At 72.6% G+C, this 23,226-nt stretch carries 22 protein-coding genes, 1 tRNA gene and 1 pseudogene; 15 read left to right on the forward strand and 9 right to left on the reverse strand.

Features of this window, described 5'->3' with window-relative positions; all coding sequences use genetic code 11:
* Positions 1–148: 148 nt before the first annotated feature.
* The 11 genes from ACIO1C_RS06720 (at position 149) to ACIO1C_RS06770 (ending at position 8,761) form a co-directional block, all read left to right on the forward strand.
* Entirely contained in the window at positions 149–439 is a 291-nt protein-coding gene (locus ACIO1C_RS06720; RefSeq protein WP_401859343.1) for a hypothetical protein, read from the forward strand.
* Positions 440–447: 8 nt separating this feature from the next.
* Positions 448–837 (forward strand): hypothetical protein, encoded by a 390-nt coding sequence (locus ACIO1C_RS06725; RefSeq protein WP_401859344.1) that lies wholly within the window; start codon positions 448–450, stop codon positions 835–837.
* Between the two features lie 88 nt (positions 838–925).
* Positions 926–1,483: a hypothetical protein gene (locus ACIO1C_RS06730; protein WP_401859346.1), complete on the forward strand. Its 558-nt coding sequence runs from the start codon at positions 926–928 to the stop codon at positions 1,481–1,483.
* A 71-nt stretch (positions 1,484–1,554) separates the two neighbouring features.
* Positions 1,555–2,142, forward strand: coding sequence for a hypothetical protein (locus tag ACIO1C_RS06735; RefSeq protein WP_401859348.1), 588 nt, complete (start codon positions 1,555–1,557; stop codon positions 2,140–2,142).
* A 13-nt stretch (positions 2,143–2,155) separates the two neighbouring features.
* Complete coding sequence (locus ACIO1C_RS06740; RefSeq protein WP_401859349.1) at positions 2,156–3,226, forward strand: hypothetical protein; 1,071 nt, start codon at positions 2,156–2,158, stop codon at positions 3,224–3,226.
* An 8-nt stretch (positions 3,227–3,234) separates the two neighbouring features.
* The gene (locus ACIO1C_RS06745) at positions 3,235–4,080 is read left to right on the forward strand and encodes a hypothetical protein (RefSeq protein WP_401859351.1); all 846 of its coding nucleotides are present in this window, start codon (positions 3,235–3,237) and stop codon (positions 4,078–4,080) included.
* Positions 4,067–6,538, forward strand: coding sequence for a hypothetical protein (locus tag ACIO1C_RS06750; protein WP_401859352.1), 2,472 nt, complete (start codon positions 4,067–4,069; stop codon positions 6,536–6,538). The genes ACIO1C_RS06745 and ACIO1C_RS06750 overlap by 14 nt, the downstream gene beginning before the upstream one ends.
* Positions 6,535–6,831 (forward strand): hypothetical protein, encoded by a 297-nt coding sequence (locus ACIO1C_RS06755; protein ID WP_401859354.1) that lies wholly within the window; start codon positions 6,535–6,537, stop codon positions 6,829–6,831. The genes ACIO1C_RS06750 and ACIO1C_RS06755 overlap by 4 nt, the downstream gene beginning before the upstream one ends.
* Before the next feature lie 72 nt (positions 6,832–6,903).
* Entirely contained in the window at positions 6,904–7,545 is a 642-nt protein-coding gene (locus ACIO1C_RS06760; protein WP_401859356.1) for a hypothetical protein, read from the forward strand.
* Between the two features lie 53 nt (positions 7,546–7,598).
* On the forward strand, positions 7,599–8,510 hold the full coding sequence (locus tag ACIO1C_RS06765; RefSeq protein WP_401859358.1) for a peptidoglycan-binding protein: 912 nt from the start codon (positions 7,599–7,601) through the stop codon (positions 8,508–8,510).
* The gene (locus tag ACIO1C_RS06770; protein ID WP_161309578.1) at positions 8,507–8,761 is read left to right on the forward strand and encodes a hypothetical protein; all 255 of its coding nucleotides are present in this window, start codon (positions 8,507–8,509) and stop codon (positions 8,759–8,761) included. Before ACIO1C_RS06765 ends, ACIO1C_RS06770 begins: the two co-directional genes overlap by 4 nt.
* A gap of 60 nt (positions 8,762–8,821) precedes the next feature.
* Here the strand turns inward: ACIO1C_RS06770 and ACIO1C_RS06775 are convergent, their stop codons facing one another.
* Positions 8,822–10,831: a putative bifunctional diguanylate cyclase/phosphodiesterase gene (locus ACIO1C_RS06775; RefSeq protein WP_401859360.1), complete on the reverse strand. Its 2,010-nt coding sequence runs from the start codon at positions 10,829–10,831 to the stop codon at positions 8,822–8,824.
* A gap of 307 nt (positions 10,832–11,138) precedes the next feature.
* Between ACIO1C_RS06775 and ACIO1C_RS06780 the strand changes: the two genes are divergently transcribed.
* Complete coding sequence (locus ACIO1C_RS06780; protein ID WP_401859362.1) at positions 11,139–12,413, forward strand: M6 family metalloprotease domain-containing protein; 1,275 nt, start codon at positions 11,139–11,141, stop codon at positions 12,411–12,413.
* 37 nt (positions 12,414–12,450) lie between these two features.
* On the opposite strand, the gene ACIO1C_RS06785 is transcribed toward ACIO1C_RS06780, so the two are convergent.
* From ACIO1C_RS06785 to ACIO1C_RS06815, 7 genes and pseudogenes are all read right to left on the reverse strand, one after another.
* Positions 12,451–12,524: transfer RNA gene (locus tag ACIO1C_RS06785), tRNA-Lys, on the reverse strand.
* Positions 12,515–13,295 (reverse strand): annotated as a pseudogene (locus tag ACIO1C_RS06790) (hypothetical protein). Before ACIO1C_RS06790 ends, ACIO1C_RS06785 begins: the two are co-directional and overlap by 10 nt.
* Before the next feature lie 198 nt (positions 13,296–13,493).
* Positions 13,494–13,841 (reverse strand): hypothetical protein, encoded by a 348-nt coding sequence (locus ACIO1C_RS06795; RefSeq protein ID WP_401859364.1) that lies wholly within the window; start codon positions 13,839–13,841, stop codon positions 13,494–13,496.
* 169 nt (positions 13,842–14,010) lie between these two features.
* Positions 14,011–15,381 (reverse strand): AAA family ATPase, encoded by a 1,371-nt coding sequence (locus ACIO1C_RS06800; RefSeq protein ID WP_401859365.1) that lies wholly within the window; start codon positions 15,379–15,381, stop codon positions 14,011–14,013.
* A complete protein-coding gene (locus ACIO1C_RS06805) occupies positions 15,378–17,024 on the reverse strand; it encodes a hypothetical protein (RefSeq protein ID WP_401859367.1) in 1,647 nt (548 codons plus the stop codon). The genes ACIO1C_RS06800 and ACIO1C_RS06805 overlap by 4 nt, the downstream gene beginning before the upstream one ends.
* Positions 17,024–18,325 (reverse strand): hypothetical protein, encoded by a 1,302-nt coding sequence (locus tag ACIO1C_RS06810; RefSeq protein WP_401859369.1) that lies wholly within the window; start codon positions 18,323–18,325, stop codon positions 17,024–17,026. Before ACIO1C_RS06810 ends, ACIO1C_RS06805 begins: the two co-directional genes overlap by 1 nt.
* Entirely contained in the window at positions 18,225–19,211 is a 987-nt protein-coding gene (locus ACIO1C_RS06815; RefSeq protein WP_401859953.1) for a phosphatase PAP2 family protein, read from the reverse strand. Before ACIO1C_RS06815 ends, ACIO1C_RS06810 begins: the two co-directional genes overlap by 101 nt.
* A gap of 217 nt (positions 19,212–19,428) precedes the next feature.
* Here ACIO1C_RS06815 and ACIO1C_RS06820 point away from each other — a divergent pair, with 217 nt between their 5' ends.
* Positions 19,429–20,025 carry a histidine phosphatase family protein gene (locus ACIO1C_RS06820; RefSeq protein WP_401859371.1) on the forward strand — a complete coding sequence of 199 codons (597 nt, stop codon included), beginning with the start codon at positions 19,429–19,431 and terminating at the stop codon, positions 20,023–20,025.
* Between the two features lie 39 nt (positions 20,026–20,064).
* Here the strand turns inward: ACIO1C_RS06820 and ACIO1C_RS06825 are convergent, their stop codons facing one another.
* Positions 20,065–21,411 (reverse strand): tetratricopeptide repeat protein, encoded by a 1,347-nt coding sequence (locus ACIO1C_RS06825; RefSeq protein WP_401859373.1) that lies wholly within the window; start codon positions 21,409–21,411, stop codon positions 20,065–20,067.
* A gap of 301 nt (positions 21,412–21,712) precedes the next feature.
* On the opposite strand from ACIO1C_RS06825, the gene ACIO1C_RS06830 reads away from it, so the two are divergent.
* Together ACIO1C_RS06830 and ACIO1C_RS06835 are read left to right on the forward strand one after the other, a co-directional pair.
* Positions 21,713–22,054, forward strand: a complete 342-nt coding sequence (locus tag ACIO1C_RS06830) for a hypothetical protein (protein ID WP_401859955.1) — start codon at positions 21,713–21,715, stop codon at positions 22,052–22,054.
* 201 nt (positions 22,055–22,255) lie between these two features.
* Positions 22,256–23,119 (forward strand): spermidine synthase, encoded by an 864-nt coding sequence (locus ACIO1C_RS06835; RefSeq protein ID WP_401859375.1) that lies wholly within the window; start codon positions 22,256–22,258, stop codon positions 23,117–23,119.
* The last annotated feature ends 107 nt before the right edge of the window (positions 23,120–23,226 follow it).

Here is a 23,226-nt window from a genome sequence, read left to right on the forward strand (position 1 = left end):
TGGGGTGGTTTTTCTCGCCCGGGGGTTGCTGGGGGGGGGGGGGGGGGGGGGGGGGGGGGCCCCCCCCCGGGGGGGGGCCGCCCCCCCCCGTACCCACAACTCCCCACCCACCAACTCCCCCCCCCACCCCACCGAACAGGAGACGGACATGGCGGGATTCAACGTCAACGCGGCACGCGCACAGCGCCTCGAAGCGCTCGGCCGGGCCTGGAGTTTCGATCTGGACGAGGACTCGTTCGAGCTGCCGACGGAGCTGACCCGCACGACGGCGCGCAAGCTGCGGGACCTCGACGACAACGACGTCGACGGTCTGCTGCGCCTGCTGCTCGGCGAGCAGCAGTTCACGTGCTTCGAGCGGCACGACGTCACGATGCAGGACATCGCGGCGATCCTGGAGGCGTACGGCAAGGAGACGGGTCTCGGCCTGGGGGAAGACTGAGCCTCGGCGTGCTCATCGATGAGCACGCCGAGGCCCTGGAGGCCGACCTGCTGCGTTACTACGGCACGGACCTGCTGGACTGGCACCGCGGCCGCCTCTCCTCCCGCCGCCTCGCGGTACTGATCCAGCACCTCCCACGGGACAGCGCGGTCGCGCGCGAACTCCACGGCGAGTCGGCCGACTGGTCGGTGACGGAGTACCTCCTGGCCCACGTGGCCGACCAACTGGCCGAAGCGAACTGGATGTTCGCCACGGTCAACCGCGACGAGGACGCCGATCCGCCGGAGTATCCGGAACCGGTTGCCCGCCCAGGAGAAACCCCTGCGGTGGCCACGCCCGCGCACTCCCCGACCGTCGTGCCGAACCCGTCGGAGATCGCACAGTTCTTCTCGAAATGATGGACGAATTTTTCCCGGCACCTGCATACTTCCCTTGGATCTGACGGGTCGGCACATCCTTGCCGTCCAGGATCGGGAGGGGAATGTCTTGGGAAACAATGAAGCCAAGTGGTCGGGGTGGCGAAGCCGGGAAATCGAGATCCGCAAGGGAATGGACTCCGCCCCCGCGCTGCTGGAGGTATCCGGTGGTCTCGGTACCAAATTCGAGATGACGCCGCTGCGGCGTATGGGCGGGACGTATGCGCCCGGCCAGGGTTTCACTGTCTGGGGATTCTCTCGTCGGCGTGTCATTGTGGCCCCGGAGTACAACCATCTGAACATCTTTCGGGCGGCCGTCGGTAACGAAAACTCAACCGGTCTGGGCGGCTGGAGGGTCCGCAGGATCACGCACGACGAGATAGACCCGCTCGACGGATCGACCTCCGGGCGTGGCCCTTGGATCGTGTTCGTCGGGGACGGGGCGAGACGTGCGATTCGCGTGACATGGAATGACGGCGAGCGTCCTGGGGTGCTCACGATGTACGGAGTTTCTTCCGGCGCCGGCACCCAAGTGAACCGCCCGGACCGGACCGAGGAGACCGTGAGAATCAAAGGCCCTGGGTATTTGATGTTCGATGCCGACCGCTGGTCGGTCCAAGTAACTTGACCAATCAGGCTCCGCGAACGGCCCCTCGGTCCCATGGGACTGTGGGGCCGCTCTATTTTGGAGGATCTGCCATGGCGTCACCCGGCTCTGGAAGCAGCGAGAGCAACGAAGAAAGCTACCTCATAAAGAAGTTCAAGGAATACTCCGAGCGTGAGCTCGTGAAAAAGACTGAACTCACCGCTCTGAAGAGCGAGATGAACGGCGCGAACCTTGCCGCGAATTTCTTGGGCGGAGAGCTGACGGGAGTGAAGTTGGAATACACCTTCTTCGATCCTGTCGGCCGTTACCTCGAGAAAAAGGCAGAGAAAAACGCTCGTGACGCGGGTGTTCATCCGACACAGCTCAAGCTCGCCGCAGATGGTGCCCGGGCGGCCGCCGGCCGTGCGCAGGAGGCCGCCGGCAGCGCGGACCGGAAGGCGCAGGAGGCGTATACCCAGGTCCGTAACCTTCGCCGCGCCCTGGGTGAGCAGGTCGGCTTGGTGAGGACCGACATTCGTGGCGTGCGGCGTACGGCGGACGAGGCGATCCGGCTCGCGCGGAGCGGACGTTCCGGACAGGCGAGAGCCAACCAGAACACGGCAGCCGAGACCAGCCAGATCCGCCGGGATCTGGCCGCGCTGCGTACCACGATCGATGCGCTGACAACGGCCACGGGCTGATAGGAGACCACTCATGTCGCTTGTTCAATCTCTCAGCCGGGCCAACGCGGCCATGGGCCGCCTTCGTACCGCGGCCGGCCAGACAGGCTCTGCGGTCGGAAGTCTCAAGAACTCCGTGAACAGCGGTGCCGGCGCGATCGGGAAGCTGAGTACGGGACTGCGCACGGCCGACGGTTCCGTCGGGAAACTGAGCACAGGATTGCGAACGGCCGACGGTTCCGTCGGCAAGCTGAGCACCGGTCTGCGCGCCGCCGACGGCGGGATGGGGAAGGCCCGGGCCGGGTCCGACAAGTTCAAGACCTCGCTCGACCGGCTCAAGAGTTCCGCCGACAAGGCCAAGAACGCGCTTCAGGACGTCAAGCGGCAGGCCGACGGGGTGGAGAAGTCCGTCGGGAAGGCCGGGAAGAACGCCGACAAGGGCGGGAAGTCCATGGACGGGCTGGGGAAGGGGCTCAAGGGCGCTTCTCTCGCGCAGAAGGGGCTCAACCTCGCCATGGCCGGCAGCCCGTTCGGGCTCATCATGACGCTGCTCGCGCCCCTCATCGCGCGGTTCGTGAGCATGGACAAGGTCATGGCCGTCGCCAAGCGGGGCATGTCCGCGGCCTGGAGCGCCATGCGGTCCGCGTCCTCCGCCGCCGCGCGGTTCCTCGGCCCGCTCTTCAAGGGCGTCGTCAACGCCTTCCTGCTGCCCACCCGCATGCTCGTCAGGGGGCTCAACTCCCTGATCGGCGGCCTCAACCAGGTCAAGTTCAGCGTTCCCGACTGGGTGCCCGTCATCGGGGGCAAGGGCTTCGCGTTCAACCTCCCCCGCATCCCGGTGCCCCAGCTCGCGCAGGGCGGCATCGTCGAGGCCAGGACCGGCGGCCGGCTCGCGCTCATCGGCGAGGGCGGCGAGGCCGAGGCTGTCATCCCGCTCTCCCGGCTGGAGCGCATGTTCGGCCAGCACCCCGGCGGCGCCGCCGGGATGAACCGGCTCGCCCAGGCCGTCGAGCGCCTCGCCGAACGCCCCGTACACGTCGAGGTCGACTCGCAGACCATCGCTCGCGCCGTCCTCGTCGGACAGCGCAAGCTCGCCAGGAGGTGAGACAGGACATGGCAAGGAATCTGTGGATCGGCAAGCCGGGACTCCTGCGGGAGATCACGCAGGCCGCCAAGAGCTGGGACCGCAGCGCCGAGCTCAACGTCAGCGAGTTCAAGTCGCTGGAGGGGCAGATCACCACGGTCTCGCCCGCCCGTACCGCCCGCCGGCTCAAGTTCGCCTGGGACTGGCTGGAGCCCGCCGACGCCGACCACCTGATCCGGCTCGCCCGTCGCGTGAACGGCCCCGGCATGCTGGGACGCAACGTGTACGCCGGCCGGTCCGTCGCCGTCATCGATCCCGTGGCCGGCAATCTGCTCGACCCCTACCAGGCCGCGGGGCATACGCTGCACCCCGCCGGTCACGACCACTGGTTCACCGTGCAGGGAGCGATCACCATCAGTCCGGCCGTCGACGACGTCGTCCTCGGCAGCTGTGACGACCCGGCCACCAAGATCGGCTGGCGGCACGGGATCTGGACCGGCTGGCCCGTGATGCCGGGCATGCGGATCTCCTGGCTGCTACCGCCCGACTGGAATCCCGCCCTGGCCACCGCCCAGCTGGACTGGAAGGACGTGGACGGCGGCTACCTGTCCACCACGTCGGCCGCCGGCCCGCTGGTCACCGGCACGGCGCCCGCGAACGCCGCCTTCGTCACCCCCGTCGGTGCCCCCGGCGCGACCGGGATGACAAGTCTCGCCGGCGCGAGCCTCACCATCGGCGAGGAGCCCGTGGCCCTGTCGCTCGGCGACGGCTGCCCGGCCATGGCCGTCACCGGCTACACCGAGACACCCGCGACCCGTCTCCCGTACCGCGGTGTCAGCATCGATCTGGTGGAGGTGGCAGGTGCAGCCCTCTGACGAGCGGTTCGACGCGGCTCTCGCCGCGCCGGAGCGTACCCCCGTCCACTCCACCCGCCTCGGCGGCGAGGAACTCGGCGAGCAGATCCAGTCCTGGAAGGTCGAGCGGGCCTACAACACCGACCTCCCCGAAGCCATGCGGGCGTTCAGCGGCAGCGCCTCGGCGCAGTTCGAGGCGCAGCTGGGCGGCCGGGTGGAGGACCAGGAGACCGACGGGAGGGGCCCGGTCGCCGAGCCCGCTCCGCGCCTGTACTCCGCCTGGGCGGACCGCGCCACCGGCGACGCCGTACGCCCGGGGCAGTCCGTCGTCCACGAGACGGGCGTCAGCGGCCGTACGCTGCCGGCCTTCCGGGGCACCATCCGCTCCCGTACGGCCACGTCCGGCAGCGACAGCGTCACCGTCCAGGCCCTCGACGGCGCCGAGCGGCTGCGGGGCCCCGCCTCGCTGCCCCGTCCTTACCACGGCATCATGACCGGCCTGCGGATCGCGTCCGCCCCCTGGTGCGTGGACGAGCTGCTGCGGCAGGGCGGCATCCACACCTGCCCGCCGCCCCGCGCGCCGCAGGCCGACGCGGACGACACCAACGCCTTCACCGCGCTGTACGCCTCGCTGCACGGCGGTGTCAACGCGACGTACGGCCAGCCCGAGTCGGTCCCCGCGAACAGCCAGTACGACTGGATCCGCGAAGGCGCCCCCTTCGAGATGGCCCTGATGCCGAGGGCCGCCGGACTGACCGCCTCCTGGATGCCGCGCTCGCGGTTTGTCGTGCCCGGCAAGGTCTTCCTGCTCGAATGCTGGGTCAACACGGCGAAGAGCAGAGGGAACAAGATCGAACTCAGTGTCGTGCTCGACCGGAGCGGCGGCGCCTACGGCCACCTGACGGGGAGCATCGACATCGCGGCGGGCACCGTCGCCATGTACTCCGGGACGCAGGGCACCCCGGTGGGCGGTTTTGTCTGGACGTTCGGCGCCCTGGCGGCCCTCAAGGGCAACTGGCACGTCGGATTCCTCTTCGACACCCGGTCGTCGGGGAGCAGTGTGCTGCCGACTGTCGCGCCCCGGCTGACCGGCCCCGACGGCTCGTACCACGTCGGCGGCACGGGAACCTTCACCCAGGCGGTGATGAGCCAGCCGCGCGCGGAGGTCCACCACGTCGACCTCACCACCGACATGGCGGTGGAGTGCCTCCAGCTGACCGACCGGATCTGGCCCGACGTCCCGTCCTACCCCCGCGACGAGTGGGAGCAGAAGGGGAAGTGGACCAAGGGCGCGGTGCTGGACGACGAGGCGCTGCCGATCTACGCCATGCCCAGGGTGACGGGCTCGCAGTGGGACGTGATCACCGAGATCGCCCGCGCGAGCATGTCCACCGCGGAGTTCGACGAACAGGGCGTCTTCCACTGGAAGGGCCCGTCCCGCTTCGGCAGGGTACCGGCCGAGCCCGACCTCACCGTGACCACCCGCAGGAACATCGCCGCTCTCACCGTCAGCGAGGAGATCGACGCCTGCCGCAACCACTGCGAGCAGCCCTACCAGGACTGGTCCGGCGTCGCCCGCGTGAACGGCGACGTCGTGGACGACACGGCGATCCGGAAGATCGATCCCGGTACGTCGGTGGAGATCTCCTACGCGGTCGCCGAGGACGAGTTCGACATCGGACCGCTGGTCGTCACCGACGACTCGGTGGTGAACGACGGTCACCGGGTGCGCTTCGGTACCACCGCGACCGGCGGTACGGCGGTCAAGGGCGTGGTCTCCGTCAGCTGCCGCCGCGAGGGCCCCACGTACATCGCCCGCTTCACCAACACCGGGACCGTACCGCTGTGGACCGTCACCAAGGACGGCAAGCCCTCGGCCAGGATCGTCCCCCAGAAGGCGACCGGCGATCCCCAGCTGCGCCAGGCGGCCTGGTGGAGCCCGGAGAGCCAGCAGCACTACGGCCGGCAGCAGTACGCGGCCCCCGCCTCCGAGTGGGTGCAGAACGGCAGTTCGGCCAGCGGCCTCGCGCAGACCATGCTCAACGCCGGCCGCTATCCGGTGCCGGTGCTGGGGGAGGTCGAGGTGCTGCACGATCCGCGGATCCAACTCGGCGACGCCGTACGGGTGGTGGACACGGCGGGGGCGCAACTCGACACCCTCGCCTGGGTGGTCGGGACGCGCACGACCTACGCCGCGGGCGCCGCGCCGCAGCAGACGCTGACGCTGCGGGGGACGTCGTACAACGGCGTGCCGCGGGACGCGGGGCTGACCCCGGACGGACCGGTCGACCCGACGTACGGCACGCGGCGTACGTACGCCCAGGTCACCGCCCAGTACGCGACGCTCGCCGACCTGAGGGCGGGGGAGCCGGACTACCGCGCGCTGCTGGTGGCGGTACCGGTGACCCTCGGGGCGGCGGCCAGGACCAGTGCCACCACGACAACCGCCGTCGCGGTGGCGGGAGGAGAGAGCCGGTGAGCGCGCAGAAGAAGCGGAACGGCCCGATGGCCGGTGCGCGGAAGGCGCCGGCCCTTGCGCCGGTGACCGTGTCCGGGGGACAGCCCGGTCCCGACGCCGTGCCCGGTCCCGACGCCGTGCCGGATCCCGAGGCCGTGCCCGGTCCCGAGGCCGCGCCGGACGCCGTACAGCCGGTCGACGACCCGCTTCCCCCGGAACCCCCGCAGCCACCGGTGCCGATCGACAGCCCCGGCGCGGGCGCGGGCGACCGGGGCACGAGCCCCGACGTCCTGCCGCCGTCGCGCGAGGGCTGACCCCGCCGCCGCCCTCCGCCGCCCCCTCTGACGTCCGCGCCTTCCCCTTCCGTACACCCAGGAGGTCCTGCCATGGCCGTGCTCACCCCGCTCGGCAATCTGCCGTACCCGCAGTCCACCGACGCCGCCAACGTCCCCCTCCACATCCAGTCGCTCGCCGAGGCCATCGACGGCCGTACGGTCCTGCGCTTCACCGACGCCGCCACCCGCGACGCCAGGGTCACCGCGCCGGTCGCCGGCATGCTCGTCTGGCTCAACACTCCCGGCCGTTTCTTCCACTACTCCGGCAGCCAGTGGCAGCCCGTCGTGCCGGGCGCCGTACACAAGGCCAACACGACGGCCGGCACCCTCGCGGTCACCGCGTACACCGAGACGCTCACCGGCTCCACCGGCGATCCGACGGCGGTCACGTTCACCGTGCCCCTCTCCGGCTCGGTCCTGGTCTCGGTGGGGGCGCGCATCAGCGGCAGCGCCGCCTCCGCGTCCTTCATGTCGGCGAACATCCGTACCGGTACGACCGTCACGCTGGCGGCCGCCGACGCGCGCGCCGCGATCGTCAGCGGTACGAACCAGTGCTCGGCCTCCACGCAGTTCCAGGTCAACGGGCTCACGTCCGGAGCCGTCTGCACCGCGACGGCCGCCTACAAGTCGGCCGCCACGACCAACACCGCCACCTTCACCAACCGATTCGTGACCGTGACGCCCCTGATGTGACGCCCTCGGCGGCATCCGTTCACGACGACGTCCACGACGTGAGGAGCCGGCCCATGGCCGCACCGCTGTCCGCCGACGCCCTCGTCCGCGCCCTGCGCGGCGAGGGCGTCCGCGTCGCCGAGCACGGCGACTGGAAGACCCACAACCGCAACCACAAAGGCCCCTGGGGGCCCGTCCACGGCGTGATGCTGCACCACACCGCGGGCGTCGACAGCCTCGCGCTCTGCCGCGGCGGCACTCCGGACCTGCCCGGCCCCCTCTGCATCGGCCTGCTCACCAAGGACGGCACGGTCCATCTCGTCGGCTACGGACGGACGAACCACGCAGGCAACGGCTCGGCCGCCGTCCTCGAAGCCGTACGCGCCGAAAAGCCCCTGCCCGCCCGGGGACCCGACGCCGTGGACGGCAACGCCCGCTTCTACGGCTTCGAGATCGAGAACCTCGGCAACGGCCGCGACCCCTATCCCGCCGTCCAACTCGACGCGGCCGAGCGGCTGTCGGCGGCGCTGTGCCGGGCGCACGGCTGGTCGGCGCGGAGTGTGATCGCGCACAAGGAGTGGACGCGAAGGAAGATCGATCCCTCGTTCCCGATGCCGGCGACGCGGGACCGGGTCACCGCCCGCCTGGGCGCGAAGCCGGCCCCTCCGGCCCCGCCCACCGGTCCCGGCACACCGCAGAAACCGGCGTACGAGACCTTCCCCGGCGCCGCCTTCTTCGTGCCCGGCCGGAACAGCCCGCTGATCACGGCTGTCGGCCGCCGGCTGGTCGCCGAGGGCTGCGGACGGTACGACGTCGGCCCGGGGCCCGTGTGGGGCGCGGCCGACAGCCGTTCGTACGCCGCGTGGCAGCGCAAGCTCGGCTACACCGGCGGCGATGCCGACGGCATTCCCGGGCGGACCAGCTGGGACCGGCTGCGCGTCCCCCGCTCCGGGGGAGCCGTCTCCACGGGGGGAGGGCCCGCGTGACCCAGTCGGAAGCCGAGAACATCGCCGTCGAACTGGAGCGCCTGCACCGTTCCGTGGATGTCGGATTCGCCACCACCCGGGGCGACTTGGCGCTGCTGCTCCAGCGCGTCGACCAGACCGACAAGGCCATCGGCGACCACGAGGACCGTATCGAGGCGCTGGAGCGTTCGCGCTGGCCCTTGTCGTCGCTCGCGGCGGTGACGTCGTGCGCGGCGCTGGCGCTGACCATCTGGCAGACCTCGGGAAAGTGAGGTGACGCGGGAAACGCCCCCGGCCGTGTGTCTCGCGGCCGGGGGCGTTTCGCCGTGTTCTCAGGCCTGTTGGGGGCTCGCGCCGCGGATCAGGCCGGGGGCGATCATCTCCGCGATCCGCTCCGGGGTGACCGCGCGGGAGTACAGCCAGCCCTGCCCGGTGTCGCAGCCGATCCGGCCCAGCCGCTCCGCCTGCCCCTCCGTCTCCACGCACTCCGCCGTGACCGTCAGCCCCAGCCGGTGCGCGAGGTGCACCAGCGTCTCCACGATCACCTCGTCCGCCGGGCTCGGGTGGACCCCTTCGTCGTAGCGGAACCCCCGGACGAACGAACCGTCCAACTTCAGTACGGAGACCGGCAGTCGGCTGAGATACGCGAGGTTCGAGTAGCCCGTGCCGAAGTCGTCGATGGCGATCCGTACCCCCATGTCACTCAGCGCCTGGAGCGCCTGGAGCGGCCGGCCCGCCGAGCCCATCACCGCGGACTCGGTCAGCTCCAACTGGAGGAGGTACGGGGCCAGTCCGGTCTCGGCGAGGATCCCGGCCACGTCCGCCACCAGGTCGGAGTCCCAGACTTGCCGCACGGCGACGTTGACGCTGACGAACAGCGGGCGGGCGCCCGGGTGGTCCTTCTCCCACTGCCGGGCCTGGCGGCAGGCCGTACGCAGCACCCAGCGGCCCAGCTGCACGATCGAGCCGTCCTCCTCGGCGATCCCGATGAAGCGGTTGGGCGCGAGGGTGCCGAACTGCGGGTGTTCCCAGCGCACCAGCGCCTCCACCCCCCGTACGGCCCCGTCGGCCATTCCCACCAACGGCTGGTACTCCAGCAGGAATTCACCCCGCTCGACCGCCGGCCGCAGGGTCGAGGAGAGCGCCTGACGGGTCATCCGGTGGGCGTTGCGCTCCGGGTCGAAGAGGGTCCAGCGGGCCTTGCCGTCGGCCTTCGCCCAGTAGAGCGTGGTGTCGGCGGCCTGCATCAGGCCGGTGGGGGTGGTGCCCTCGGCCGTACGTTCCACGACCCCGATCGAGGCCGAGACGGCGAGCCGCTGGCCGGCCAGGTCGAACGGGCGCTGGAGCGCGGAGAGCACCGACCGGGCGAGATCGGCGAGTTGTTCCGTACCGGTGGAGTCCTCGACCAGGATCGCGAACTCGTCACCGCCGAGGCGGGCGACCAGATGGCTGCCGCTGCGGGTGTAGCCGTCGTGGTCGGCGCATTCGGTCAGCCGGCTCGCGACGGCGGCGAGCAGCCGGTCGCCGACGCGGTGGCCGAGGGTGTCGTTGACCGCCTTGAAGCCGTCGAGATCGAGGTAACAGAGGCCGATCCGCCCTGTTCTGCCATGATCTGCCCCTCTGTCTGCTTCTGTGCCTGCTCCTCTGTCCGCGCCTCTGCCGTCGGCGCCGCGGCCGGCGTCGTCGGCCGCGTACGCGGAGTGCGGCGGCGGTGTCTCCAGCGCCGAGGCCAGCCGCTCGAAGAACAGGGTGCGGTTGGGCAGCCGGGTCACCGGGTCGTGCATCTGGAGATGGCGCAGTCGCGCCTGGAGTTCACGCCGGTCGGTGATGTCGGAGACCGACAGCAGCACACCGCGGCTGTCCGGCACGGGCGCGACCGTGATCTCGGCCCACAGGGTGCGGCCGTCGGAGTGCTTGAGGCGGCGGGTGCAGCGGAACCGGGCGCGCAGGCCGCGCAGCACCTCGCGGTAGGCGTGCCAGGTGCGGGTGTCGGAGGAGAGGTCGACGAGGTCGGCGGCGGACCGTTCGAGGAGCACGGCGGCCGGCACGCCGAGCAGCGCGGCGAGCGCGTCGTTGGCGGTGACGATCGTGCCCTCGTGGTCCACGACGGCCATGGCGAGAGGGGCGGACCGGAAGGCGGCGCGGTGGTCGCCCGCGTCCGTCCGGTCCGACGGGCGTGCCTGGTTCACCGGATCCGCCTGGTTCACCGGATCCGCCCGGTCCGCCGCATCCGCCCGGTCCACCGAATCTGTCCGGTGCGCATGACGCTCCGTGACTGACGGCCGTACGGTGCCGGGCGCCACGACTGCCGCAGGGTGCGGCCCTTCGGAGGTTCCGCTCACGGCTCGCTCCCGCGGTGCAGTGGTGTCGTACAGGGTTGGTCGGGACGGTCGGCCTGGGAAAGTGTGCCGATCATAGAGGCTGTCCGGGTGGCCGTTCCAGCTCTGTGGCAAGGATCCGGGGCTTCACCGGTCGGCGGGTTGTCGTTGAACGATCGTTTCTGCACGCCCGTGGCCTCGGACGATCCCGTCGTGAGCGGTTGTGACTTTCCGTGAGAGGCCGGGGTGTCGCGCTCCGCGCGCCGTCCCTCACCCGAGTGGGGCAGCGGAACAGGGCGTATGGCAAGGAACCGGCACAAGGTGGGTGGTGGTGTCCCCTCATCCCCAGCCGGAGGTCGACGTGGAGCGTCTGGAGCCACCCGGGGGAGTGGAACGGCCGCGCCTGCGCAGTACCGCGGCTGCTTTCACCTCCCTCATGGCGCTCGCCGCCACGTCCCTGGTGGCGGGTCCCGCCGTGGCCGCGCCGGCCGCCGGGCCCTGCGCCCTGCCCCGCACCAGCGCCCACCACTCGCTCGGCCTGGACAGCTGGAACGGCTCCTACGCCCGCCCCGACCGCACCCTCGACGCGGTGATGGTCTTCCTGTCCTTCCCGGACGCGGAACCGATGACCCGTCCCGAGGAACTGGTGGCCGACCACTTCCCGGCCACCAGCCGCTTCTACGCGCGGGCGTCGTACGGGAAGTTCGCCCTGCGCGCCCACCCCGAGGCCCGGTGGATCCGGATGCCGCACGCCTCCACCTCGTACGGGATAAAGCGCGACTGGGACCCGTCGCGCCGTACCGCCTACCTGCGGGACGCCCTGCGCGTCGCCGATCCGGTCGTGGACTTCTCGCGCTACGACATCGTCTACCTGGTCGCCGATCCGACCGCGCCCGGCGTCGACTCCGACGCCACGAAGGTCGTCAACTTCGACCGGCCGATGGAGGCGGACGGCAAGGACATCCGGCGCATCGTCACCGTCTTCGAGAAGCACCCGCCCGACCGCAACGTGCTGGCCCACGAGACCGGGCACGTCTTCGACCTGCCGGATCTCTACCACCGGCCCTCGGACGGCAAGGGCGACTGGGACACCTACGTCGGGGACTGGGACGTGATGGGCAGCCAGTTCGGCCTCTCGCCCGACCTCTTCGGCTGGCACAAGTGGAAGCTGGGCTGGCTGGACCGGCGCCAGGTGCGCTGCGTCCTGCCCGGTACGGAACGGCTCACCCTGGAGCCGATCGCGGAGGCGCCCCAGCTCGGCGGGGACGCGGGGACGCGGCTCGCGGTCGTCAGGACCGGGAAGGACTCCGTGGTCGCCATCGAGGCGCGCGGCGCGACCGGGAACGACGCGGGCACCTGCACGGAGGGCGTGCTGATCTACCGCGTGCGGAGCGGGGCGGAGTCCGGCGGCGGCCCGGTCGAGGTGGTGGACACCCACCCGCGCAGCGACGCCTGCTGGGACACCTCGGTGTACCCCCCGCTGGCGGACGCGCCGCTGGGGGTGGGGGAGACGTTCACCGTCCCGGACGAACGGATCGCGGTGGAGGTCGCGGACCGGACGGCGACGGGCGCCTGGACGGTCAAGATCACCACGGGAAAGGAATGAGGCCCCCCGCTCTCGCGAAGGGCCCCAATCGTGTCGGTGCGCCGTCAGGGACTCGAACCCCGGACCCGCTGATTAAGAGTCAGCTGCTCTAACCAACTGAGCTAACGGCGCCTGGTGACGTCGTAGACCTTAGCACCCGGATCGGCGCGAGGAAAAATCGATATGGGGAGACCGGCTCCGGGGCCGTATCGCCTGGTCAGAGGAGTGGGCGGGGACGCGGGAACGGGTGCGGGCGGCACGGCCCGCCGTACGGGCCGCCCGCACGCAGGCCCAGAGCAGCACGTCCGGTCCCGGCAGCCACGGATGGCGGGTGTCGGGGGCCACCACCCAGCGCGGCCCCGACGTGTTCCCGGGCGCCAGCGGCGGTACGGTCACGGCGTCACCGGCCCCGTGGCACAGCAGGGGCGGTACGGAGAGGGCGTCGTCCGCCCGGTCGCCGTCACCGCCGCTCCCCCCGGGCGGGGACCCCTCCGCCGCCGAGCCGCCCCACTCCTCCCACGCCAGCAGGGACGGCAGCCGCTGCGCGGTCCCCGGCGCGGCGAAGAGCAGCGTCCGGCCCCGGTGCGCGGCGACCGGACCCGATCCCGGGCCGTCGGACCAGAGCCGGTTCAGCATGCGGCGGCCGAAGATCGCCGGGGCGCTGACCACGTCGAACGCCCCGCCGCACGGGAGGACGCCCGGAGTGCTCGGGCGGGCGGCCCACAGCGAGAGCGTCGAGCGGGGGGACGGCCCCGCGGAGGCGAGCCAGTCCGCGCCGGCCGGCGTGACCCGGGCCGTGTGGTGCCCGCCCTCCTCGCCGAGGAGACCGAAGATGTCGGTGCGGCGCTCGTCGTCGCTCGCGCCCGGACTCAGGGGTGATTCATCTCGCAGCCATCCGCTCATGTCACCCAGATCTACCGGGAGTGACGGCGCCATTCCTGAGAGTTCGCGGAAACCGGGACAGGGCGGGGCGGGAGGGCGTAACCTTCGCCCCGGCATATGCCAGCAGCCTGGCCGAATCGGGCGGTTGACAGGGCGACCGCGAGCCCCGCCTCCCGGCCCCGGATGCCGCCCGGAAGGCGGCTCCCGCGCCACCGGCCGCTATTTCTCCGCCAGGCCCTCACCGCGCAGCAGATCCCGGCCGAACTCGACCATCTTCTTGGCGTAGTCCTCGGTCCACTGCGCCCGCAGCGCGATGTCCGCCGCCGTCAGCCGGTCGAACCGGCGCGGGTCCGCGAGCTGCGCCGCCGCCACCGCCTGGAACTCGACCGCCCGGTCGGCCGCCGCGCGGAAGGCCAGACTCAGCTCGGTGGCGCGGCTCAGCAGGTCCGCCGGGTCGTCCATGGATTCGAGATCGAAGAAGTGCTCGGGGTCGGCGACCGCCTCCGAGGGCTCGAAGAGCAGCGGTACCGGCCGCAGCCGCCGCTCGCTCCGCTCGGGATCCGCCATGTGATTCCTCCTGCTCGTGCCTGTGCCGGCCTCTGGGCCACCGTCCATTGTCCAACCCCCCGCAAGAGGGCCTTCAACGCGCCGGGAAACGGCCTCTGACTTCCCGCGAAAGCCTCCGCAACCCGCCGCCGGGAAGGCTCCGCCCCACGGCGGGAGCGGCCCCTCGCCCTCACGGCCGCCAGCTCACCCGGTGCTCCGACAGCCGCGCCAGCACCGCGTGGTTCGCCTCCCAGCCGTCGGGGAACTTCACCGTGACCCCCAGCTGCACCGGTTCCGTGGACGGATGCTCGTCCAGCAGCTCCGCCACCCCGGCCCGGCAGACCACCACACACGCGTGCCGGTGCCGGGACGCCAGCACGCACAGCCTGCCGGTCTCCAGATGGAACGCCGTCGCGTCCGGCCGTCCCGAGAGCGGGTGGAGCACCACCGTGACGTCGAACTCCCGGCCCTGGAGGCGGTTGGCCGTGTCGACCGCGACGCCCTCCACCCCCAGCTCGGCGAGGGCCGCGCGGACCGCCGCCGCCTGGTCGCGATGGGCCGTACCGACCGCGATCCGGTCGGCCGTGACGGGCACCGGCTCCGGGGAGCGCTCGCTGGTCGCCACACCACCCCGGTCCAGCAGCCGCCGTACCACCAAGGCTACGGCGCGCACCGCCTCCGGGTCCGTACGGGGCGTGCGCCGCGCGGGCAGCTCCAGCAGCCCCCAGCCCGCCCCGGCCGCCTCGTCCAGCACCCGGTCGGGCCCCGAGCCGTCCGACGGGACGCCGAAGGCCAGTTTCCGGTCACCGGGGCCCGTCCCGCTGCGGAACGGGGTGTACGGGTAGAACGCGTCCGACACCAGCGGCGCCGCCGACGCGGGCAGCCGCCACGAGACGGGCAGCCGGTGCTGGGGCAGCTCCGGATTGTGCGCGAGGAGCGTGGACACGGCGCTGGCGGACGGGTCGTACGACAGCCCCGCCCACTGGTCCGCGCCCACCACGCTGAACGGGTCCAGCTGGCCGGGGTCGCCGACGAACAGCGCCCGCTCGAAGAGCCCGGCGACGGCGAGCAGCGCGTCGGACCGCATCTGGTAGGCCTCGTCCACGATGGCGTGCCGCCAGGGCTCGACACCCTGCACATGGGCCCACTTCGCGGCCGTCGAGATGACGATGTCGAGCCCCGCGAGGTCGGCGGCCTTCGCGGACTTGCGCACGCTGGGCAGCTCGTCGAGGACCTTGTCGTACGGATCCGGGTCGTTGCTGTGCAGCCGGCCGACCGGCAGGTCGGGTGCCTTCTCGGCGAGCCGGGTGACCAGGTCGTCCACCTGGGCGTTGGTCTGCGCGACCACCATCAGCGGCCGCCCGGCGGCGGCCAGTTCGAGGGCGGCGCGCACGACCAGCGTGGACTTCCCGGCGCCCGGCGGGGAGTCCACCACCACGCCGCGGTGGGCGCCGTGCAGGGTGTCACGCAGGATCGCGTCGGTGGCGCGCGTGGCGGCGGCGCCGGGGTCGAAGACGTCTGCCGTACGGGGGTGTGCGGCCTCGTCCGTACTGCTGCTCATAGGAAGTCGTCCTCCGTGACCGGGTCGGGGGCGGGCGCGGGAGCCGGCGTCTCGGGGGTGGCCTCGCCGCCCGGCGGGCCGCCGTGCGTCCACGGTGTCTCCTCCGGGTCCGGCAGCTTGGGGCCGCCGCGCTGGTCGTGCTCGAAGAGGGTCCAGACGATCAGGTCGCCCTTCTCCGGTACGGAGCCGGGCGCGGGGTCCTTGCTCCGCCCCATCCGGTCCAGGAGCCGCAGCACCAGCGCCCCGGGGCCGTCGTCCCCCTCCGCGCCGCCGTCCGCCCGCTTCTCGTACGCCCGGACGAACTCCGCCGACTGCGGTTTGCCGTCCAGCGAACGGAACACCTTCGTCCGGTGGCCCAGATGCGGCAGGTCGTCGGTCAGGACGGTGACCAGCGGGCGCGGTGAGGGCCGCTTGCTGTCGCTGTACGCCATCTCCACCTCCGTCACCTCGCCCAGGAACGCCTCCCCGGCCAGTCGGCGCCCCGCGAGCACCAGCGGGTCGTCCAGGGCCTCCTGCGCCTCCAGCTGCCCCTGCGCGGTCTCCCGCGAGGCGAGCTTCTGGGCGGCCGTCACCGCGTCGTCGCGGCGCGGCTGCGGCGGCTCGCCGGCCCGCACCCGGTCGCGATGGCCGGTGAACGACCAGCGGTCGCGCGTCCAGCGGTCCGTGACCCTGGCCCCCTCGGGCAGCTCCGCCAGCAGGTCGAGGCCGTGCCACACCGCGTCCCAGGTGGGGCGCATGACCCCGGCGAGCAGCCGGCGGATCTCCCGCTCGGCCGTGGTGAGGCGGGCGAGCTGTTCGTCCGCGCCCGGCCCGTCCTCGGCGGCGGCCAGCGCCTGGCGGGCGCTGTCGTAGCGCTCGATCGCCGGGGCGAGCAGCCGGTTGTCGAACGCCGGGTCCGTGGCGGGGCCGGCCGGCGGGCACACCAGCTGACCGTCCCGGTCGCGCTCCAGCTCGGCGCGGAGCGCGGCCTCCTCGCCGGAGGAGCCGGCCGGCGGGTCGATCCACGCGAGGAGCGCCCCCAGGTGCTGGTCCTCCAGGTTGGACTGCCCCGTCGCCCAGTGCCGGTTCAGCAGGTCGGTCGTCGCGAGCAGCAGCGAGGACCCGGGGACCCGCGCGCGCTCGCCGTAGTGCGTCAGCCAGCGGCCCAGGAGCGGCACACGCGGGGGCGCGGGGTACGGCGTCTCCGGGTCGTCCTCCGCCGTACGCCGGAACCGCATCGAGCGCCCCAGCAGCCGTACGAAATCGATCCCCGGCCTGCTCGGCACGATCAACTGCGGCGCGTCCGCGCACAGCTCGACCTCGACCTTGACGCGCTTCCCGCTCTCCGGGTCGGTCTCGTTGCGCTCGGCGGCCTCCACGACGTCCGCGTACGCGTCCACGTACGGCAGTACGGATTCGGCCAGCTCGGCGAGGAAGGCGAACCGCAGGTCACGGTCGCGCGGCTGCGCGACGGTCAGCAGCCGGGGGGCGTCCCGGTCCGTCCCGACGAGCGCGCCGAGCGGGGCGCCGGCCTCGCCGGACGTGGTCAGCGGCACCAGCACGAGCGGCCGGCCGGAGATCCGCCGGTGCCGCACGGTGGCCAGGGGCCGCGCGCGCCCGCTCTCCATGGCCTCCAGCCGGGCGAGCGTACCGATCAGCGACATCAGTCCTCCCCTCGCGGACGGCCTTGAGCCCCACCGGAAGCCGCCTGCCCGGAGGACCCGGAGGACCCGGAAGGCACAGCCGCGACCAGTTCGCCGGCCGCCTCCTCCGACGCGACCGCGCGGGCCGCCGCCTCCGCCAGCGCCTCCGCCAGCGCCTCCGCCCGCAGACCCGCCGCCCTGCGCAGCGCCACGACCGTCGGATCGTCCGGGTCGCCCGACTCGCCCCGGGCCGCCGCGAGAACCGCGCCGACCGTCGTCAGGCCGCCCAGCTCCCCCCGTACGCTCCGGCCCAGCGCCTCCACCGCGCCGTCCGTGCGCGCCCTGCCCCGGCAGTGGAACGCCAGCTCGCAGGCCGCCAGGCACTCGGGCGCGTACGCCGCCGTGACCGACTCCACGGCCGCCGTCAGCTCCGCGCCCGAGCACTGCGCCACGTCGAACGTCGTGCCCTCCGGGAGCGCGTCCGCGATGTCCTCGATCCGGGTCAGCCGGGTCAGCTGCCGCCGGGTCACCGACAGCTGTTTCCGTACGTCGACCACCGACGCCGTCGGCAGGTTCGAGAAGTCCTTCGGGCAGACCAGCAGCACCCGGTGGTCCACCTCCGCGCCTTCCGTACGGACGGCGACCCGTTCCAGCGCCAGCACGTACACCGCCGCCTGGCGCGCCGCCGCGCCCACCTTCGCCGCGTCCGCCGAGCCGTCGATCATCGGGAAGGACTTGATCTCGACGACCGTCCACCGCCCGTCGGGCCGTACCACCACCGCGTCCGGCTCCAGATACGCCGGTGAGCCCGCCACCTCCAGGACCAGCAGCGGATGGTCCAGCAGCGTCCAGGCTCCCGCCTCCGCCGCCTCGCGCAGCGCGAGCGCCGTCCTGGCCGTACGCCCCTCGGGGCCCGCCGCCGACAGATCGGGTACGAGGACCTCATCGGGCGCGGGCGGGGTGGCGCCCAGCCGCTCGGCGACCAGGCGCATCAGTTCCGTACCGCCGTCCGCCTTGACCTTGGCCTCGAACGCGTTCCCGCGCATGAACGCGAACTGGGACTGGCCGAAGGGGGCGGGGGAGCCCAGCGCCGTCGCGAGCGCCGCCTTGTCGACCCCGGCGCCGTCCAGCAGGGCGCGGCGGCGGCAGCCGGGATTGGCCGCGAGGGCGGCCAGGGCGCGGGCGTCCAGGGGATGCGGCGCGACAGCCGGGCCGCGCAGCTCAGCGAGCCGTTGCCGCAGCGTCGTCCGCGGAGGAGGCGGCGGGGACGGAGGGGCTGGAGGGAGCGCTGGTGCGGGTCCGCTGCCCAGGGAATCGGTCACCCGCGGAAGTGTCGCATCCGCCGCTGACAATCGGGGGTTTGGCGGACGGGAGGGACCGGCGGGACGGGGCGGGCGGCCCGGCGGGCGCTTCGGCGGGCGCGAACGGCAGCGCGGCCCACAGGCGGTCCGCCAGACGCAGGGCGGGCCGGGTCAGCAGCGCCCCCGCCGCCATCACCACGACACCCGCCACCGCGTCCAGGAAGTAGTGGTTCGCCGTGCCCATCACGACGATCGTGATGACCACGGGATAGGCGACCCCCACCCACCGCATGAACGGCGTACGCGCGTGCCGCCACAACAGCACCCCGCACCACACGGCCCACCCGACGTGCAGACTCGGCATCGCCGCGTACTGGTTGGTCATCCCGCCGAGCCCGCGCGGCGCGCTCGCCTGCGCCCCCCACCAGCCGTACGAGCTGTACTGCGCCATCGTGTCCACGAAGCCGTGCCCGGCCTCCAGGAGCCGGGGCGGGCAGGTCGGCAGCAGGGTGAAGCCGATGAGTCCCAGGAGGGTGGAGAGCATCAGCCACGTACGGGCGGCCCGGTAGCGGGCGGGGCGGCTGCGGAAGATCCACACGAGCACCACCGGAGTGACCAGGTAGTGCAGCGAGGCATAGGCGAAGTCGGCGGGTATGCCCAGGGCGGGGGTGCTGGTGAAGAGCCGGTTCAGCGGGTGTTCGGCGTTGATGCGCAACGCCTTCTCGATCCGCAGGATCGCCAGGCCGTGGTCGACCGCCGTGGACACGTCGCCGCGCGCCATCAGCCGTCCCGCCGAGTACGCGGCGTAGACGGCGACGATCAGCACCAGCTCGGCCCACCAGCGCGGCCGGAGCCGGAGCCGAGGCCGGGGGTGCGGCCTGGTCTCCGCGCTGGCGCTGTACGGCATCCGGACGATCTCCATCATGTTGTCATACGGTTTTCGGCCGACGTTCAACCGTACGGTGCGGCCTGTCGGACGTTACGGCCGGGTGTCCTCCCGGATCAACGTTCGACAACATCACCTTCTCCCCGAAAGAGGACGCCGATATCCCCCTGGGGGTTGCCCAATGTTCAGGTACGCGATGATGGGGCGGCACCCGTTGTGAACTCCAGGGAGAGCCCCGATGGCACCGCGCGTCCTGCTGGCCCGGCACGGCCAGACGGCCTGGTCACTTTCCGGCCGCCACACCGGCAGGACGGACATTCCGCTCCTCGACGAGGGCAGGCGCGGCGCCGCGCTGCTGGGCGAGCGCCTGCACCGCGCGCCGTGGTCCGGGCTCGCCGGCACCGAGGTCCGCACCAGCCCGCTGGTCCGCGCGAGCGAGACGTGTGAACTCGCGGGGTTCGGGGAGCGCGCCACGGAGTGGGACGCGCTGATGGAGTTCGACTACGGCGCGTACGAGGGGCTGACCCCGGCCGAGATCAAGGCCGCGCGGCCCGACTGGTTCATCTGGCGCGACGGGGTCCCGGACGGCGAGAGCCTGGCGCAGGTCGCCGCCCGCGCGGACGAGGTGGTGGCCTGGGCGCGCTCGGCCGACCGTGACGTCCTGGTCTTCGCCCACGGCCACATCCTGCGGGCGATCGGCGCGCGCTGGCTGGGCGAGGACGTGTCGTTCGCGGCCCGCATACGACTGGACCCGACGTCCGTGTCCGTCCTCAACTGGGCGTACGGCAGCCCGGCGATCGAGGTCTGGAACGACACGGCGCACCTGGTGGGCTGACCCGCCCCCCGCGTGTGCGTGGTGCGCGGCCCCGTGGCGCTACACGGCCGCGTGCCGCTCCAGGAACGCCGCCACCTCCGGCGACCGCCGTCGTGGCAGCAGCAGCCGGGCCGTCACCGCCAGCATCCCCTGGATCCGGGACGACTGGACCTCGTCCAGCAGGTCGAGCACCTGCCGCCCCGCCGCCGCGGCCTCGTCCGGCCGGCCCGCGCGCGCCAGGTCCGTGGCCAACTCGGCCCGGTAGAGCGCGAGGTTGCGGGTGAAGTGCGGATCCTGGAGTACGGAGGCGCGGTACGCGTGCCGGGCCGCCCGCGACCAGTCGCCCAGCGCCGCGTGGCACTGCGCCTCCAGGGCCTCCAGTTCCGGTTCGCCGAAGAAGGACATCCACTCGGGGTCCGCGTCCGAGGGGCCGCGGCCGAAAAGTGTGTGGGCCTGGGACAGGGCCTGTTCACAGTTCGTACGGTCGCCGAGCCCCGCCCAGCCGCCCGCCTCCCGCAGGGCCAGCAGCGACAGCAGGCGGGCGGACGACAGGTGCCTGGCCGCGCTCCGGCCCGCCTGCGCGGCCCGTAACGCCTCCCGGTACCGGCCCGAATCCCGCGCCAGGAACGACGTGTTGCAGAACGCGTGCGCCTCCAGCGCCGGGTCGCCCGCGACCCGCGCGGTCGCGAGCGCCTCCGCGTAGTGCGACCGGGCGTCGTCGAAGCGTCCCGAGTCGTGCGCGAGCCAGCCCACCGAGATCGACAACTCGCCCGCGCCGGAGTGCAGCCGGTCGGTGGTGGACTGCCGGGTCGCCGTCCCCGCGTCGAGCAGCGCGTACGCCGTGCGCAGCGGCACCGCCGCCTGGCGGTAGAGCCCGTCGGCGCCGTGCCGGTCGTCCAGCAGGCGGATCCGCCGTACCGCCGCCTCGACGGTGGCCACTTCGGTGTCACCGATCCGGCGCGGGGCGGGGATCGAGGGCGCGGCCACGGCGGCCGTACCGCCGAGGCCCAGGGTCGCGGCGGCCATGGTGACGGAACCGCTGGTCATGAATGCGCGACGCAGCACGTCGCTCTCCTTGCTGATCTCGCTGATCTCGCTGTGTCCCGGGTCGTGGGCGGGCTGCTCCACGGGTACCCGCGCCGCGCGGCCGCGAACGTGCTCGCGTGCCGTGAAGCCCAGGTCGGTCAGGGTCAGCCCGGGGAACATGTGCAGGAAGACCCGTTCGTACGCGTAGTTGGGGCAGCGGATCTCACCCGCTTCCACCCGACCGATATAACGTGCGTCGCACGCGACGTGTTCACCGATCTCCCGGGCTGCCCTGCGCACGGCCGCGGCGAACTCCCCCGGCGAGCGCTGTCCGCGCTGCCGGCGGAAGGGGAGGTTGGGAACTGCCCGAGACGACGCCATGGCCGAGCCCTCTCCTGTGCTCCGGTGGTCCGGCGGGCAAGAACGTACCTCCTGGGACGGGGGGCACATACGGTGTTTGCCTACAAACCGGATATCTCACCCACGATCTGCCATGAACTGCCATCCTTTGCGGCGGTGTGCCTCCGTAGCTGTTGACGCCGGCGGACGTTGAACCCTATGGAGACTATGGAGACGCTCAACGCGTCTCCACTCGACGAGGAGGGTTCCCTTGTTAGGTGGAGGTGGAGGTGGAGGTCGGTATGGAGACCGATACGCGCCCGAGCACGACGGTGGCGAGGCGCTGGACCTGGTGACGGTCCCGGCCCGGCAGGGTCTTGAGGCGGTGGACATCCTCCGGCGCGGGGCCACGCCTTCGGTGGGGCCCGTCCTGCACGACGGCTCCTGTCACACCCTCGGCTTCCTCGTGCCGCCCGGCACGGCGGAGGGCTGGGACGTCCCCGGCAGTGCCTGTACGCGGACGGGCGGAGGCGGTCCGCGTACCCCCGCCGAGGCACCGCCGGTCACCGGCACGGGCTGGCTGCTGCCGCCGGAGTCCTCCGACCCCGTCACGGACCCGGCGGTCCTGCGCGCGGCGCTCGGCGAGGCGGCGCGACTCATCGAGGCGGCGGACCGCTGCCGGTAGGCCGGCACCGGGACACCCGTCCCACGCCCGGCGACACCTGTCCCACGCCCGGCGACACCTGTCCCACGCCCGGCGACACCCGTCACACACCCGGCGCAGGGGCCCGCACCCCCGCCGGACACCCGCATGTCCGCCGCGACCCCCGCCGAACCCCCGCACCCGCCGGTGGGCCGAGCCCGCCGCCGGGCCGATACTGGGGGGATGGCCAGGAACAGGCGGGGCGGACGAGGTACGGCCGAGACGGTGACCGCACCGGTCGACGGCGGCCTCGCCGAGCTCGTACCGGACCGGGAGCGCCCCCGCGCCTGGACGCTGCTGATCGACGGCGCCCCGCAGTCCCACGTGGATCTGGACGACCCCGCCCACCTGTCCTTCGAGTACCAGCGCAGACTCGGCCATGTCGCCGACCTCGTGGCCCCCGCCCACCAGCCCCTGCGTGTCCTGCACCTCGGCGGCGGGGCGTTCACCCTCGCCCGGTACGTCGCCGCCACCCGGCCCCGCTCCACCCAGCAGGTCGTGGAGGTCGACGCTGCCCTCGTCCAGCTCGTCCGTGACCGGCTCCCGCTGGACCCCCAGGCCCGGATCAAGGTCAGGTCCGCGGACGCCAGGGCCGCTCTCGGGAAGGTGCCGGACGGCTGGGCGGACCTGGTGATCGCCGACGTGTTCGGCGGAGCCCGTACCCCCGCGCACCTCACCAGCGCCGAATTCCTGACCGGGGTACGGCGGGTCCTCGCACCGGACGGCTGCTACGCCGCCAACCTCGCCGACGGGCCTCCCCTCGCCCACCTGCGCGGCCAGATCGCCACCGCCGCCTCGCTGTTCGGCCATCTCGCGCTGGCCGCGGACCCGACGGTCCTGCGGGGCCGCCGCTTCGGCAACGCCGTACTCCTCGCGTCCGACCGGGAGTTGCCGGTCACGGAACTGACCCGCCGCATCGCGGGCGACCCGCACCCCGGCCGGGTCGAACACGGCCGCGCCCTCAGGGACTTCACCGGCGGAGCGGCGGTCGTCACCGACGCGAGCGCCAAGCCGTCCCCGCCGCCGCCCGCGGGTGCCTTCTCGTAGCTCCCGGCTCCTACGCGGCTCCGACGTATGCCGTGGCCGGTTTTGATCAAAGGAAGCCACCGGTCCTGGACAGCGCGAATGACGTTGCCTAACGTTTGTTCAGCAAC

This window comes from Streptomyces sp. NPDC087420, from assembly GCF_044744165.1.
Classification (GTDB): domain Bacteria; phylum Actinomycetota; class Actinomycetes; order Streptomycetales; family Streptomycetaceae; genus Streptomyces.